Below are 14,927 nucleotides of genomic sequence, written 5' to 3'. Positions count from 1 at the left end.
ATGCCGTCTGGCCATCCGATTCGGCCTTGCTGGTCCGGCCGGTGCGCCGCCGGCCGTGATATGAGAGGCGGGTATTCGCTAGCCATTAGTAACTAGGTCTAATTGCTTATAATCGCGCAACAAATCACTTACAAATACGTGGAGACCTATACATGCGGGACCATCAAGCGATCAGTATCGAAAGTCTGCTCAGCCATGTTCCAATGTTCGACGGACTGGCGCCCGAGGAAATCACCCGCCTTGCCAAATGCACCCAGGAAGTCCGGGCAGAGAAGGGAGAAATGCTGTTCCACCGGGGCGATCCGTGCAGCGGATTCCATGTTCTGGTGTACGGCCAGGTCAAGCTCGGGTTCACCTCGGCGCAAGGCAACGAGAAGGTCGTCGAGATCGTGCAGGAAGGGCAGAGCTTTGGCGAGGCGATCATGTTCATGGACAAGCCGTACATCGTTTTTGCCCAGGCGCTCAAGGACTCGCTGCTGCTGCATGTGCCGAAGGCGGTGATTTTCGAGGAACTGGAGCGCGACCATGGCTTCGCCCGCAAGATGCTGGCCGGTCTGGCGATGCGCCTGCACCAGTTGATGACCGATGTCGAAGCGTATTCATTGCATTCCGGCAAGCAGCGCATCATCGGTTACCTGATCGGCGAGCTCGACGAGAAGCATCTGACGGCCAGCGATGTCGTGCTCGAACTGCCGATCAGCAAAGGGGTCATTGCCTCGCGGCTGAATCTGACCCAGGAACATTTTTCCCGCATTTTGCACGAGCTGTCGGAACTCGGCCTGATTGTCGTCGAAGGAAAGAAAATCCGGATCCCGAACGTCGCCCGGCTCAATCTGCACCAGCTCTGAGCCGGCCGATCGCCGAATCCTCAGGGATTGGCGTTCGCCGTAGCCAGCCAGGCTTCGTAGCCGCCCTTCAGCGGGCGTACCGTCTGGTAGTCCGCGTCGAGCAGGCGGCGCGCCGCCTGAATCGCCCCGGCATCTTCCGGGCAGGCGCACAGCGTGACGATCAACTGGTCTTTCGGCCAGTCGCCGACCGCATCCAGCAGGCGGTCATGCTCGGCCAGCGTGGCGCCGACGATGGCGCCGTTTTCGGCGACCATCGCCGGGCCGCGCAGATCGAGCAGGAGCAGTGGACGTTGCGCGGCCTGTGCCGCAAGCAGTTCATCCGGCGTGATGTGCGGTACCGCCGCCAGTTTCCGGAAGCGGTATTTCTGCCACAGCTTCCAGCCCAGCCAGATGGCGACGATGCCGAGCAGCACCAGCAGCGCCCCGCCCGACTGGCGGTCGAGAACGCCAACCAGGCTATGTACTTCCTGACGCAGCAGCCAGCCGGCGGCCAGCGCGGCGCCCGCCCACAGTGCGGCACCGGCCGCCGCAGCGAGCAGGAAACCGGGCAGCCCCATGCGCAATGCGCCGGCAATCGGTGGCGCCACCGTCGAAAAGCCGGGGATGAACTTGGCGACGACCAGCGACCCGAGCCCCCAGCGGATGAAGCGGGCTTCGGTCTGGTTGACGCAGGAGCCGGGGTTGATCGACAGCCGGCACAGGCCGGCCAGCACTCGATAGCCAAAGGCCCGTCCGGCCAGATACCACATCCAGTCGGCGAGCACCGAGGCGACGATGGCGGCGGCCAGGATGTTGGCCAGCTGGCTTGGACTGGCGGCCAGACTGCCGGCCAGCAGCAGGGTCGGGACGGCCGGTACCGGCAGCCCGGCCTGCTGCAGCAGGACATTGAGAAAAACGACCCAGACCGCATCGCGCTGCAGAGATTCGCTGATCTGGGAGAGGTCCATCACGTCGCCTTTCGCTTGTCTTCAGGTTGGCCGGCACCCGGCCAAGGGCCAATTCCCCGATACGACCGGCCGGCGGCGACTTGGTTCACAGCGATTGGACGACGGCCGCCTCGAATTTGCCGGCCTGATAGTCGCGCAGGGTCTGCTGGATTTCCTCGGCATTATTCATCACGAACGGGCCGTACTGGGCTATCGGTTCATTCAGCGGCTGCCCGGCAATGATCAGCAGACGGGCATCTTCCGCCGCTTCAATGCTCACCGCGGTGCCGCCGTTATTGGCCAGAATGGCCATCTGGCGGTCGTTGACGACGGTGCCGCCGATACTGACCTGGCCGCGGTAGGTATAGGTGAAGGCATTGTGCCCGGCCGGGATGGCCTGTACGAAACGGCTGCCGGCCGGCATATGGACGTCGAGGTAGAGCGGTTCGGTGACCGGCCGCTGCACGGCGCCGGCCAGCTGCTGGCTGGAACCGGCGATGACGCGCACCCGAACGCCGTCGGCGCTGACCACTTCCGGGATGGCGGCCGACGGAATGTCGCGATAGTTGGGCGCGCTCATCTTGTCCTTGGCCGGCAGGTTGAGCCAGAGCTGGAAGCCTTCCATCAGGCCTTGTTCCTGCTCCGGCAATTCGGAATGGATCAGGCCGCTGCCGGTCGTCATCCACTGGGCGCCGCCCGGTCCGAGCAGGCCCTGGTTGCCGGCACTGTCGTGATGGCGCATGCGGCCGGCGATCATGTAGGTGATCGTTTCAAAGCCGCGGTGCGGATGGTCGGGGAAGCCGCCGATATAGTCGTCCGGATTCTCGTTGCGGAAGGCGTCGAGCATCAGGAAGGGATCGAGCCGGCGCTGCAACTGCTGCGTCAGCACGCGGGTCAGGCGCACGCCAGCCCCATCCGAGGTCTGAACACCTTGAACGAGGCGCTCGACGGTTCGCCAGGCGGCACTGGTCTTGCTGGAATCGGAATTCATGATGCGCTGCTCCTCGGGAAAGAAGGAGGCCATGCCGGTCAGGGCTGCCTCCTGGTGGCCATGTCGTTTAGGCAAGAATCTCTTCAATACGTGCCTCGGCTTCGGCAAAAGCCTTGCCGGCCGATTCGGCACCCATCGCCAGGCCTTCGGCGTAGATGAACTCGATGTCGGTCATGCCGAGGAAGCCGAGCACGTTCTTCAGGTACGGCACTTGGGAGTCGGCCGGCGTATCGCGATAGAGGCCGCCGCGGGCCAGCGCGACATAGACCTTCTTGCCGGTGACCAGGCCTTCCGGACCGTTGGCGGTGTAGCGGAAGGTGACGCCGGCGCGGGCGATGGCATCGATCCAGGTCTTCAGTTGAACCGGGATGCCGAAGTTGTACATCGGTACGCCGAGCACGATGGCATCGACCGACTGCAGCTGGGCGATCAGCGCGTCGTCGAGGGCGACACGCGCCGCCTGTTCCGGCGTGCGCTGCTCGGCCGGGGTGAACAGGGCGCCGAGCGCCGGTTCGTCGAGGACCGGGTGCGGGTTGCTGGCCAGGTCGCGCAGTTCGACGCTGGCGTCCGGGTTTTGCGTCAGCAGGCGAGCCGTCACGGCATCGGCCAGACGGGTCGAGTTGGCACCGGCAGAACGGGCGCTGGCATTGATTTGCAGGATTTTCATGATGTTTTCTCCAGGAAGGTCAGGGTGGGGAGGCCGGTAACTGCTGCAGCCATGTAACGAATTTTATTGATCAATCCGGTGGGCCGGAAGCCATTCAAATGGGTATTATTGTTCCGTAAATGGAATAATGAGGTAGCGCATGAGTCTGGATGCCAACGATCTGATCCTCTTTGCCCGCGTTATCGAGACGGGCAGCTTTTCGCGCGCCGCCGAGCGCACCGGCCTGCCGAAATCGACGCTGTCGCGACGCATCACCGGGCTCGAGACAAAACTCGGCGAACGCCTGCTGACGCGCAGCACGCGGCGCCTGGCGATCACCGAGTTCGGCGAGCGGATACTCGACCACGCCAAGCGACTGCTCGAGGAAACCGAAGCCGCATCGGCCATGGCGCTGCATCGGCAAGACACGCCGCGCGGCGTATTGCGGGTTTCCCTGCCGCCGGATTTCGGCGAACTGGATTTGACGCCGATGCTGCTGCAGTTCGCCGCCGACTACCCGGAAGTGCGCCTCGAACTCGATCTGTCGCCGCGCCGGGTCGATCTGCTCGCCGAACGTTTCGATCTCGCCGTGCGCGCCGCCACGCGTTTGCCCGACGATGCCACGCTGGTCGCCCGCAAGCTTTGTGATCTGCAGAACGGGCTGTACGCCAGCCCGGCCTACCTGGCGCGCTATGGCGTGCCGGCGACGCCCGGCGCACTGCTCGATCACGTCGGCCTGCGCCTGATCGGCGGCAACGGCGAAGCCGTGCCCTGGCGGCTGAGCTGCGGCACGGAGCACTGGGAGGGGCTGCCCAACGGGCCGCTGGCCGCCAACTCGCCGGGCCTGCAGCGCGACCTGGCGGCGCACGGCATGGGGATCGTCGGCCTGGCCGACCGCTTCGTCGTCAAATGGGTCGAGCAGGGCCTGCTCAAGCGCGTCCTGCCGGAATGGGCGCTGCCCACCGTGACGATCTGGTGCGTCACCCCCGGTCGCCGTCTGTTGCCGGCGCGCACCCTGGCGTTCATGGACATGCTGCGTTCGGCGCTGGCGAAGGGCAACTAGGCGATCAATCGGCGTCGTTTGGCGGCAACGCCTTGCTGGCTGGTTTGGCCTTCAACGATAATCCGGTTTTTCAGCTACCCGGTGCTCAGTCAGGCACCAACCATTTCCCGATGAACGAAGAACCGACACCCTACAAAATCAAATACGAGGTCTATCCGGAAGATGGCCTGTTCGTCGCCCGTTGCCTGGAGCTCGACGTGGCCAGCGACGGCGCGACCGACGAAGAAGCCGTAGCCAACCTGCGCGAGGCGATCGAGCTGTACTTCGAGCGGAACGCCGAGGCTTTGCCGCAGCAGAACGACGAGGAGGCTTAGTCGTCGGAGACGTTCGGCGCAACGACCAGGGCAACGCCCGGTCGGCGCTTTAGACAGATGGCCGGCTGCACCCGGTCATGATTAAAGTTGTCAAATATTTATTATTTTTAGCACTTTTATTTTTAATGGCATATACTTTACTTAAGTAATAGATATGCGTTTTGTCCGGTTGCGGGCAGTTTTTGTTGTTAAGCAAGTGTTCTTCGTGCAGGAGGAATCATGGTCGATCGTCAATCCATACGTTTTCGCGTTGCCATCATTGTCGCGCTGGCTATCGTCATTTCATTGGGCTGCTTTGCCCTCTTTCTTGACTCGGAAACCCGCCGAATCAATGAACGCGATGAAACCGCCAAGCTGAAAAGCACCAATCAGTTGGTTCTCAACATGATCGCCCAGACCGATGCCACGCTGCGCCAGCAGGCCGAGAATTGGTCGCGCCTGTTTACCGCGACGCTGGCCGGAAATTATGTTCTCGAGAGCGGCGATACGCCGGTCCTCAAGCTGAACGGGGCGGCGCTGAACGGTAATACCAGGGAAGTCGATAGCTTTACTCAGCTGAGCAACGGCAATGTCGCCACCGTTTTTGCCCGCAAAGGCGATGACTTTGTCCGGATTGCCTCATCGGTCAAAAAGGAAGATGGCAGTCGCGCCCTCGGTACGCCGTTGGGCAAGCAGCATCCGGCGTATTCGATGATTCGCGCGGGCAACTCCTACATCGGCTGGGCCAACCTGTTTGGCCGCAATTACATGACCAAGTATTCGCCGATCAAGGATGCCAAGGGCGAGGTCGTTGGCCTGTTTTCCGTCGGGACGGACATCACGAGTTCGCTGGCCGATTTGAAGAAGACTGTCCATCAGGTCAAGCTGGGCGAGACGGGTTATGTCTTCGTGCTCAATGCCAAGGAAGGTCCGGCGGCCGGTGAGTTGTTGATCCACCCGGTGCAGGAAGGAAAGAACATCATCGGCTCGGTGGATGGCGATGGCCGTTCCTTCATCAAGGAAATCATCGAGAAGCGCAATGGCGTCTTGCGTTATCCGTGGCTCAACAAGGAGTCCGGCGAAACCCGGGCGCGGGACAAGATCGTGGTTTTCAATGACTTGAAAGAGCTGGACTGGATCGTCGTTTCCGGCAGCTATGCCGAAGAGATTTTCAGTCTGGCCACTCACGTCCGGAACATCATGCTGGTAGCGATTGTCGTGCTGACCATCTTGCTGCTTGGCGTGCTGAGCTTCTTCCTCAATCGCATCGTGATCAAGCCGCTGGCCGAGCTGGTCATCAGTTCGCGCCGGGTGGCCGAAGGCGATCTGACGGTCAAGCTGGCGACGCCGCGCCAGGACGAGGTCGGCAATGTGATGAATGCGATGCACCAGATGGCGGAAAAGCTCAGCGGGGTGATCGGCAGCGTCCGGTCCGCGGCGGATACCATCAACACCGCCTCGCAGAACATGTCGACGACGGCGGCCGAAATCAGCATCGCCACCGAACGCCAGGCCCAATCGACGGCAGCGTCGGCCGCCGCGCTGGAAGAGGTGACGGTGAGCATCACCGAAGTGTCGAAACTGGCCAAGGATACGGAGCTGAGTTCGGAGCGTACCTCGTCGTTGACCAACCAGAGTGTGACCGCGATTCACCAGGCGGTCGCCGATATCGAATCGATGGCCAAGGACGTTCATGCCTCGTCCGATCAGGTCAGCCGCTTGCTGGTCAGTTCCGAGGAAGTCGGCGGGATTGCCAACGTGATTCGCGATATTGCCAATCAGACCAATCTGCTCGCCCTCAATGCCGCAATCGAAGCGGCGCGGGCCGGCGAGACCGGGCGCGGTTTTGCCGTGGTGGCCGACGAAGTCCGCAAGCTGGCCGAACGGACCGCCAAGGCAACACAAGAAATTGCCGCCGAGATCAAGCAGATCCAGGACGATACGCGGGCGACGGTCGAGGACATGCAGGCCGTGACCCCGAAAATCCAGAGTGGCCTGAGCAAGGTCAACGAGGTGGCCGGCATGCTGGAAAGCATTGCCAGCGAAGCCGGACAGTCGCGCACTCGAGCGGTCGAAGTTGCCGATGCGACGCGCGAACAGGCCATCGCCGCCAACGATATCGCGGGTAGCGTCGAGCAGGTCGCCCAGATGACCGAAGAGACCAATGTAACCATCCACAGCAACGCCGAAAACGCCGCCCAGTTGCAGAGAATGGCCGCCGAGTTGCGCGATCAGGTCGCCTACTTCAAGCTCTGAAGAGATTCGCCGAGCGGGCGGTAGGCCTACTGCCCGCTCGCAGACTGGTCGCCATCCAGCGATGGCGGCCAGTTGCCTGATGTCGGCGCCGGCATCTCTGTATTGGCCGGCCTCTGTGGGTCAGTGCAGTCAACCAAGGCTATTTTTCCGCTTTGCCGCCCGATCAACAGCGAAAAAGGGCGATGGCTGGCCAGGCAATAACTCGCATACTATCGATGCATTGTTATGGCATGGTCTATTTCAGGAGCAATGACCGGGAGCTTAGGCTGCTTGCATCGGTGCCTGCTTTCTATGCCCTGAATATTGTTCATACACATCAGCCTGAAGCCTTGCGCTAGAAAGGATAGACAGTGAAGCCGCTAAATATTCTCCTTGCCGCTGACGCCGAGTCTATCGGTCTGTCTGTCTCCAGCTATCTGCGTGATGCCGGTCATTCGATTACTGACGTCAAGTCTGGCGAGGAAGCAATTGCGGCTTTTCGTGATGGTGAATTTGATCTGGTTTTGATGGATGCTGTGATGCCGGGCATCGGCGGATTTGAGGCAGCTAAGCAAATCAAGGCACTAGCGACGCGACGCTGGGTTCCAATCATCATCACAGGAGCCGGCTCGGAAGAAGATCTGTTAAATGGCTTGTTGGCAGGGGCAGATGACTTCATGGTGAAGCCGCTGAACCCCATGGCGCTTGATCTGCGTATCCGGTCGACTATGCGCATAGTGGGCATTCAGGGCGCTGCCGCGACCGTTATTGACAGTGTGATCGAGGGAATTATTCAGATTGACCAAGGTGGACGTATTCGCCGCTTCAACAAGTCAGCGGAACGTATCTTCGGGTATGCCGAATCCGAAGTTCTCAATCAAAATGTCAAGATACTCATGCCTTCTCCATACACGGAGAATCATGATGATTACCTCGCTACTTATGTGGCGACCAGGCAAGCAAAAGTTATCGGCCACCCCAGATTGGTGACCGGCTTGCGAAAAAATGGCGAACAATTCCCCATGCAGTTAGGGGTCGCGGAAGCCAATACACCTGATGGCAAGTATTTTGTCGGGACCGTGCGTGATCTGACTGTGGAAGAGCGACTCCGGATCGAGTTGGCACAGAAAACTGAGGAACTGGAGCAGTTTTTCAGCATTTCTCTCGATTTGTACTGTATTGCCAGTCTCGATGGCCGGTTGTTGAAGATTAACCAGGCTTGGGAAAAAGTGCTGGGTTACCCGCTGGCGGAGCTGAAAAATAGAAATATTCTCGACCTCGTTCATCCGGATGATCAGAAGGAAACGCAGGCAGCTATGGCTTGCTTGGTCAATGGATTGCCTGTGTCAGCGTTTACCAACCGCTACGTAACTTGTAATGGCGACTATCGTTTCATCGAGTGGCACGCGGTGCCCTATAAAACGCATTTGGTTTATGCGGCGGCCCGCGACGTTACCGTCAGCCGACAGCGAGAGCAGGCGCTAGCCAAGAGCGAACGATTCCTGAAACTGCTGGTAGACGTCATTCCTGGCATGGTGGGTTACTGGGATAGCGAACTTCGATGTCGTTTTGCCAACCGTCATTATCTCGAGTGGTTTGGCAAGACACCGGAGGTCATGCAGGGCATCCAGTTGCAGGACTTGCTGGGTCCGGAATTGTTGGAAAAAAACGAACCGTTCATTCGGGCTGCGTTGCGAGGGGAGGTCCAGCACTTTGAGCGAACCCTGAGCAAGGCCGACGGTTCTATTGGCTATACGTGGGCCCACTACATTCCAGATTTGGTCGACGGCATGGTCAAGGGGTTTTTCGTTCTGATCGCCGATATAACAGAATTGAAAGCTGCTGAATTGGCACTTCGGGAAAATCGCAGGTTTCTGTCCGATTTGATTGAGCATAGTGGCACCGTTATTTTTGCCAAAGATAACGATGGGCGTTACACACTGGTGAACCGGCAATACGAAGAATTTACCGGGCTGAATCGTACGGCGATATTGGGCCTGACCGATGCCGAGTTATATCCCGCAACTATTGCTCAAGTATTTCGTCAGCATGATCTGGCGGTAATGGCATCAGGAAAACCTGACGAGTTGGAAGAGACATTGGAGAATGCACGGGGAATCCACTCGTTTTTGACAAGCAAGTTTCCGCTGCGCAACGAGGAAGGCAAGATCAATGGTGTCTGCGGTATTGCCACCGATATTACCGAGCGTAAGAAAATTCAAAATGAAATCGAGCGACTTTCACAAATCGATTTGCTAACCAATTTGGCAAATCGTCGCCATTTCATGGCCTTGGCCGAGCGTGAGTTCGCACGAGCCGTGCGCTATAAAGGGGAATTGTCGGTGTTGATGATCGACGCCGATCATTTCAAGAACGTCAATGACAGCTACGGTCACAAAGCCGGCGATGCCGTTCTGGCGACCTTGGGCGAGATTCTCAGGACTTCATTGCGTGACGTTGATATTGCCGGGCGCATTGGCGGTGAAGAGTTCGCCGTTGTCTTGCCGGAAACGGGAACCGACGAAGCTTTCGATGTTGCCGAGCGCATCCGCACGTGCATTGCCGCTTCCTCGATTCCTGTTCAGGACGGTACGCCTCTGAAAGTCACGGTGTCGATAGGCATATCCAAGTTTACTGACGAGGGTTCCAGCATCGAGATATTGATGGATAGAGCAGATGAGCAACTATATTTGGCCAAGCGGAGTGGGCGTAACAAAGTTTGCGTCCGCTTGGACTAGAAGTGATCAAGGCCGGTAGAAAATTCACTGCGGCCATGCCCATCTGCCAGCTTGGGCACAGCTGACCTATTGAGGGGGTATTGGAATCCGTGCCTGCTAGGGTGTAGGGACTCGGTGCTTTGCCCCCTTGGCACACGACGCCGGCGCCGGTGGCGAGCTTGCCTAAGCCTGATGTTGCTCCAGCCACTCCGATAATGCCTCTTTTTCCAGCGGGCGGGCAAACAGCCAGCCCTGACCTTCATCGCAGCCGAGGCGGCAGAGTATTTCCCGTTGCGCTTCGTTTTCGACGCCTTCGGCGGTGATCTGCATGCCCTGGCTGTGCCCGAGGCCGATCACCATGCGGGCGATGCTGTCATCGCTTTCGATTTCCTGGATGAAGCTGCGGTCGATCTTCAGACGGTGCGCCGGCAGTTTGCGCAGGACGCTCAAGGAGGAGAAGCCGGTGCCGAAGTCATCGATGGCGATCTTGACGCCGAGGGCGACTATCTCACCGAGCAGTTGCTGGATCAACGCGAGGTCTTCGGCAGCCATCGACTCGGTAATTTCGAGTTCGACCTGTGCCGGCGGGACGCCAGCCTCGCTCAGCGCACTGCGCAGCACATCGACGAAGTCGGGTTCGCGCAGTTGGGCTTGCGAGACATTGATCGCCATGGTCAGGCCGAGATGGCCGGCGGCGCGCAGGCGTGCCAGCTTGTTGCAGGCGGTGCGCAGCACGAAGGTGCCGATGGCGACCATCATGCCCGATTGTTCGGCCAGCGGAATGAAGCGGTCGGGCGGCACCAACTGACCGTCCAGCCGACGCCAGCGGAGCAGGGCTTCCATGCCGCTCGGCCGGCCATCAGCCAGGTTGAGCTTGGGCTGGTACACCATGAAGAACAGGTGTGATTCGAAGGCTTCATGCAGCCCGCTGAGCAGGCGCATGCGTTCGCGGGCGTCCTGGCCCATCGACTGCGAAAAATAGCTGCTGCTGCCGCGCTGGCGGATTTTCGCCTGCTTCAGTGCAACGTGGGCATCCTTCAACAGTTCGGGGCTGTTGCGCTGCATGTCGCCGAGCCGGACCAGGCCGATCGTTGCGCTGATGCGCAGGCGTTCGCCCATGACCCCGAAGGCTTCGGCGAAGACTTCCTGGAGGTGCTCCGGCTGTACTTCGGCGGAGGGGCCGAGCACGCCGAAGATGTCGCTGCCCAGTCGGGCGATGCCGCTTCGCGGCAATTTCGCCTGCAGCCGCTCGGCCACGGCGTGCAGCATGGCGTCGCCAAATTCATGGCTCAAGGTGTCGTTGATGATCGAGAAATCATCGATGTCGATGACCGCCAGCGTCGACCCGGCGCGATCCAGTTCCGGGTCGGCCAGTTGTTCGAGCAGGCGGTTGAGATTGGGGATGCGCAGCATCGGATCGACAAACGCCTGATCGACCAGCCGACCGTAGAGCAGCACGTTCTCGAAGCCGACCGCCATGCTGGCGCAGAAGACTTCGAGCAAATGCCGGTCGAGGTCTTCCAGCTTGCGTGCGATGCGGACGTAGGCGGCCAGCCCGCGCCCCCCTTCGGTGGCGAAATAGAGCAGCAGATCGGGTTCGTAGATGCTGCGTTTTTCCTTCAGGCATTGTTCGAGCGCCTGCTGCACGGCCGGGTCTTGCAGCTCATGCAGCGGGCAGGGAACCTGGCTACTGAATTGGCCGGCGGCCGCGATAATGCGGGCCGGCTCGTCGCTGTTTTCCAGCCCGGCCTGGGCGCAGATCAGGCCTTCCGGCTCGATGTTGAGCAAGGCGCAGAGCTGGCCGACGACACCTTGCGCCAGCATCTTCATGCCATGCAGCTTGGTCAGTTCGGTACTGGCCTTGACCACCAGTTCGAGACCGCGCCGCATCGCTTCGTGGGCCCGCATCTGCTGGTAGGCGCGGATCGCGGTAGTCAGACTGGTGAATAGCCGGACCCGGGTCAGTTCCGACTTGGTCTTGTAGTCGTTGATATCGTAGCTGCGTATCGTCTCCAGCTCCGGGGCGTAGCCGGGCTGGCCGGTGCGCAGGATGATCCGCAAGGCGCTCCGCTTGAGCTTCTCGCGGACGTAGTAAACCACTTTCAGTCCGGCATCTTCCGACTCCATCACCACATCGAGCAGCACGACGGCGAACCCGTCGTCGGCCGCCACCAGTTGGCAGGCCTGCTGCCCGGAGTGGGCGTGGACCAGTTCGAGCGAACGGCCCTCGATGCTCAGGCCGCGCAGGGCGAGTTCGGTGGCGGTATGCACATCCTCGTCATCATCGACGACGAGAATTTTCCAGCTACTGCTGCTGCGTTCTTCAACCAGCGTTTCATTGTCGTCTTCGATGACCATCAGCGGATCATCGAGGGAAATCGGGGAGTCGCTATTCATGGCAATACTCTTTCAGGCAATGCGTTGAGGCGTTCGGCTGGCGGCTGGGTCGGCGCTTGTGCTGGTCGGGGCACGCAGCGGCAGTTCGATGATGACGGTGGCGCCGTGGCCGAGTTGGCTTTCCATGCGCACGCTACCGCCGAGCAGTTCGGTAATCAGCGAGTAGACGATATGCAGACCGAGTCCGGAGCCGCCTCGGCCGAGCTTGGTGGTGAAGAAGGGATCGAAGATGCGTGGCAAATGTTTGGGATCGATGCCGGTGCCGTCGTCGCTGACCCGGATGCCGACCCGGTCGTTGGCCAGTCGGCGAGCCGAGATGATCATGTTGCCGCTGTCGCGCCCTTCAAAAGCATGGATCACGGCGTTGTTGACGATGTTCATCAGGACCTGGGTCAGCGGGCCGGGGTAGCTGTCCATGCGGATCCCTGCGCCGATATCTTCGCTCAGCGTGACGTGGCTGCGGCGCAGCATCGGACTCAGTGTCAGTTGCAGTTCGTGCAGCACCTCGGCCAGTTCGAAGGGGCGGCGCTGGTAGCTCGACTGGTCGACCGCCACCTGTTTGAAGCTGCTGATCAATTCGGCGGCGCGTTGCAGGTTGCGCTCAATGACCAGCGTCGATTCGCGGCAGTCGCCGACAAAGCGATCCAGTACCGAGCGGCGCAGGCCTGCCGCGATCGCGGCCTCGAAAGCCTGGCACTGATCGCTCATCGTGCTGGCGACCATCACCGCGTTGCCGATCGGCGTGTTCAGTTCGTGCGCCACGCCGGCGACCAGGGAACCCAGTCCGGCCAGCTTCTCGGAGCGCACCAGGTCGTCCTGGGTGCGCCGCAAGTCGGCGATGGCATTCTGCAGGGAATGCGTTCTTTCCTCGACGCGGCTTTCCAGCGTCTGGTTGAGCGCTTCCAGTTCGGCCTGCGCGGCCCGCCGCTCGGTGATGTCGTAGAAACTGGCCAGCATGCTGTCGCCGATCAGCGCATTGCCGATCAGGACGCTGCGGTCTTCGCCGTTCTTGCAGCGTACCTTGGCTTCGATCGGCTTCATCTCGCTGCCATCGCGCAGCATCTTGGCCAGGCTGCTTTCCCAGATGCCCTTTATTTCGGCCCGATAGGCCGGGTCGGGGTAGGCCAGGCAGCCCCAGTGCACAATATCGGGCACGTCTTCCAGCGCGTAGCCGAACAGTTGCGAGAACTGGTGGCTGATCGTGCCGACGCGGCCATCCGGCGTGAACAGTGCGAGCGGTATCGGCGATTGCTCGAACAACTGGCGGAAACGCAGTTCGCTTTCCTGCAAGGCCAGGGCGGCCCGGTTGGCCTCGGTTACGTCGCGGAGTACCGAAATGTAGCGCTTGCGCCCGGCCTGGCCGGCGCGCTGGTTGCTCATCGCCGGATTGAGGGTGACTTCGGAGGTGAACACGCAGCCATCCGCCCGGCGGTGGTTCCAGAGAAAACGTTGCATCCGGCCGGCCATTGCTTCGTCCATCAGATGCTTGGCATGTTCCGCTGACTTCTCGCCATCAGCCTGATGTTCCGGCGACAGCTCGGCCGGGTGTTTGCCGATCAGGCTGGCGCGCGGCAGGCCGTAGAGATGCTCGGCCGCCTGGTTGCATTCGATGATCCGGTAATCCTCGACGAGCATCATTGCATCGTTCGAGCTTTCAACCATTTCGCGGAATTCCCGGAGCTGGGCAGTGGCCTCCTGCAGCGCCTGGTCGAGCTGGCGTTGCGCCGTGACGTCCTGGTAATTGATGACTATCCAGGTCTGGCCTTCGATATCGATGCGGCGAGCCCAGATGGTGACCTGGCGGATCGAGCCATCGGCATGGCGCAATTCGCTTTCGATGCTCTGGATGCATTTCGATTGGTTCGCCAGACGTAGCAGATTGCGACGTTTTTCCGGGTCTACCCATAAATTGAAGCTCAGGCTGCTTTTTCCCTGAACCTGTTGCTCAGGGTAGCCGAATGCTTCGCACCAAGCCTGGTTCCAGAAAGACTTCAAAGCCCGATCGTCACCTTCGAGAATCGAACACGACATCGGCAGCGGTGCGCTGTCGAACAGCGTGACAAAGCTATTCTCGCCTTCGGCGAGGTAATCCCGGATGCGTCCGCCGCCTTCGCCAAGCAGCCCGCCGGGTGGGGCTTTAGCATTTTTTGGTGATTCGGATGCAGTCATTTAACATATTGCCGAATTTAATATTATTGCCAGTTTTGCATTATGACCTTGATGCTGCAAGCGTTTTTTCCAGGGGGGCGGATATCAGGAATGAGTTTGTCTTGTTGGGTTGCAAGACCCCTGGCCTGACGTCTTATTGGGAATCCCCGGACTGGTGGCCGGGGATCTTTTCTTGGCCGGTCAGACGAGTCCGGCGGCCTGCAGTTCGGCCCATTCGTCGTTGCTGAAGAGCCGTGAGCGGGTATGGAAAGCCTTGCCGGTCGAGCCTTCGAGCGAGAAGGTGCCGCCCTGGCCGGCAATGACATCGATGATCAGTTGCGTGTGCTTCCAGTATTCGTATTGCGAGGCACTGATGTAGAAAGGGACGCCGCCGATCTCGCCGAGGTGGACGTCGTAGGGGCCGATGGTCAGGTCGGTGGGCAGATAACAGTTGGCGGCGCTGTTGTCGCAACAGCCGCCCGACTGATGGAAGAGTAGCGCCGGCCCGTATTGCTGCTTAAGGATCTCGATCAGTTCGAGCGCGGCCGGAGTGGCGATGACGCGGTCTGCCATGTGAATCTCCTCAAACGGATGGTGCGGAAAAAAGGGGGCGGTTTCCCGCCCCCTGAACTTGCCCGCAATCGGGCGAGAGGAGCCGATTCC

Annotated in this window: 11 protein-coding genes; 5 read left to right on the top strand and 6 right to left on the bottom strand. The window is 60.2% G+C overall.

Translation table 11 applies throughout. The features are described 5' to 3' along the window. Positions 1 to 152: 152 nt before the first annotated feature. On the top strand, positions 153 to 848 hold the full coding sequence (locus tag ACLIKD_RS13490) for a Crp/Fnr family transcriptional regulator (RefSeq protein WP_428825480.1): 696 nt from the start codon (positions 153 to 155) through the stop codon (positions 846 to 848). A gap of 20 nt (positions 849 to 868) precedes the next feature. Here ACLIKD_RS13490 and ACLIKD_RS13485 read toward each other — a convergent pair whose 3' ends face one another. From ACLIKD_RS13485 to ACLIKD_RS13475, 3 genes are all read right to left on the bottom strand, one after another. Beyond that, complete coding sequence (locus ACLIKD_RS13485) at positions 869 to 1,795, bottom strand: VTT domain-containing protein (RefSeq protein WP_428825479.1); 927 nt, start codon at positions 1,793 to 1,795, stop codon at positions 869 to 871. 85 nt (positions 1,796 to 1,880) lie between these two features. Beyond that, positions 1,881 to 2,765, bottom strand: coding sequence for a pirin family protein (locus tag ACLIKD_RS13480; RefSeq protein WP_428828345.1), 885 nt, complete (start codon positions 2,763 to 2,765; stop codon positions 1,881 to 1,883). Between the two features lie 67 nt (positions 2,766 to 2,832). Continuing rightward, a complete protein-coding gene (locus ACLIKD_RS13475) occupies positions 2,833 to 3,432 on the bottom strand; it encodes an FMN-dependent NADH-azoreductase (RefSeq protein WP_428825478.1) in 600 nt (199 codons plus the stop codon). A 139-nt stretch (positions 3,433 to 3,571) separates the two neighbouring features. Between ACLIKD_RS13475 and ACLIKD_RS13470 the strand changes: the two genes are divergently transcribed. From ACLIKD_RS13470 to ACLIKD_RS13455, 4 genes are all read left to right on the top strand, one after another. Next, the gene (locus ACLIKD_RS13470) at positions 3,572 to 4,474 is read left to right on the top strand and encodes a LysR substrate-binding domain-containing protein (RefSeq protein WP_428825477.1); all 903 of its coding nucleotides are present in this window, start codon (positions 3,572 to 3,574) and stop codon (positions 4,472 to 4,474) included. A 110-nt stretch (positions 4,475 to 4,584) separates the two neighbouring features. Continuing rightward, positions 4,585 to 4,788 (top strand): type II toxin-antitoxin system HicB family antitoxin, encoded by a 204-nt coding sequence (locus ACLIKD_RS13465; protein ID WP_226416732.1) that lies wholly within the window; start codon positions 4,585 to 4,587, stop codon positions 4,786 to 4,788. Positions 4,789 to 5,007: 219 nt separating this feature from the next. After that, on the top strand, positions 5,008 to 7,023 hold the full coding sequence (locus tag ACLIKD_RS13460; RefSeq protein WP_428825476.1) for a methyl-accepting chemotaxis protein: 2,016 nt from the start codon (positions 5,008 to 5,010) through the stop codon (positions 7,021 to 7,023). Positions 7,024 to 7,373: 350 nt separating this feature from the next. After that, on the top strand, positions 7,374 to 9,740 hold the full coding sequence (locus ACLIKD_RS13455) for a PAS domain S-box protein (protein WP_428825475.1): 2,367 nt from the start codon (positions 7,374 to 7,376) through the stop codon (positions 9,738 to 9,740). A gap of 162 nt (positions 9,741 to 9,902) precedes the next feature. Here ACLIKD_RS13455 and ACLIKD_RS13450 read toward each other — a convergent pair whose 3' ends face one another. From ACLIKD_RS13450 to ACLIKD_RS13440, 3 genes are all read right to left on the bottom strand, one after another. Then, the gene (locus ACLIKD_RS13450; RefSeq protein ID WP_428825474.1) at positions 9,903 to 12,116 is read right to left on the bottom strand and encodes a GGDEF/EAL domain-containing response regulator; all 2,214 of its coding nucleotides are present in this window, start codon (positions 12,114 to 12,116) and stop codon (positions 9,903 to 9,905) included. 12 nt (positions 12,117 to 12,128) lie between these two features. Next, positions 12,129 to 14,285, bottom strand: coding sequence for a PAS domain S-box protein (locus ACLIKD_RS13445; RefSeq protein ID WP_428825473.1), 2,157 nt, complete (start codon positions 14,283 to 14,285; stop codon positions 12,129 to 12,131). 180 nt (positions 14,286 to 14,465) lie between these two features. After that, positions 14,466 to 14,837, bottom strand: a complete 372-nt coding sequence (locus ACLIKD_RS13440) for a DUF779 domain-containing protein (RefSeq protein ID WP_428825472.1) — start codon at positions 14,835 to 14,837, stop codon at positions 14,466 to 14,468. Between the last annotated feature and the right edge of the window lie 90 nt (positions 14,838 to 14,927).

This window comes from Azonexus sp. IMCC34842, from assembly GCF_050368855.1.
Lineage (GTDB): Bacteria > Pseudomonadota > Gammaproteobacteria > Burkholderiales > Rhodocyclaceae > Azonexus > Azonexus denitrificans_A.
The sequence above is the reverse complement of the archived record's forward strand: the minus strand, read 5'-3'. Positions and strand labels throughout refer to the sequence as shown.

Coding starts and splice junctions, on each gene's coding strand:
- ACLIKD_RS13440 (WP_428825472.1), bottom strand. CDS start 14,837: ATGGCAGACCGCGTCATCGCCACTCCGGCCGCGCTCGAACTGATCGAG.
- ACLIKD_RS13490 (WP_428825480.1), top strand. CDS start 153: ATGCGGGACCATCAAGCGATCAGTATCGAAAGTCTGCTCAGCCATGTT.
- ACLIKD_RS13475 (WP_428825478.1), bottom strand. CDS start 3,432: ATGAAAATCCTGCAAATCAATGCCAGCGCCCGTTCTGCCGGTGCCAAC.
- ACLIKD_RS13445 (WP_428825473.1), bottom strand. CDS start 14,285: ATGACTGCATCCGAATCACCAAAAAATGCTAAAGCCCCACCCGGCGGG.
- ACLIKD_RS13470 (WP_428825477.1), top strand. CDS start 3,572: ATGAGTCTGGATGCCAACGATCTGATCCTCTTTGCCCGCGTTATCGAG.
- ACLIKD_RS13465 (WP_226416732.1), top strand. CDS start 4,585: ATGAACGAAGAACCGACACCCTACAAAATCAAATACGAGGTCTATCCG.
- ACLIKD_RS13460 (WP_428825476.1), top strand. CDS start 5,008: ATGGTCGATCGTCAATCCATACGTTTTCGCGTTGCCATCATTGTCGCG.
- ACLIKD_RS13485 (WP_428825479.1), bottom strand. CDS start 1,795: ATGGACCTCTCCCAGATCAGCGAATCTCTGCAGCGCGATGCGGTCTGG.
- ACLIKD_RS13480 (WP_428828345.1), bottom strand. CDS start 2,765: ATGAATTCCGATTCCAGCAAGACCAGTGCCGCCTGGCGAACCGTCGAG.
- ACLIKD_RS13450 (WP_428825474.1), bottom strand. CDS start 12,116: ATGAATAGCGACTCCCCGATTTCCCTCGATGATCCGCTGATGGTCATC.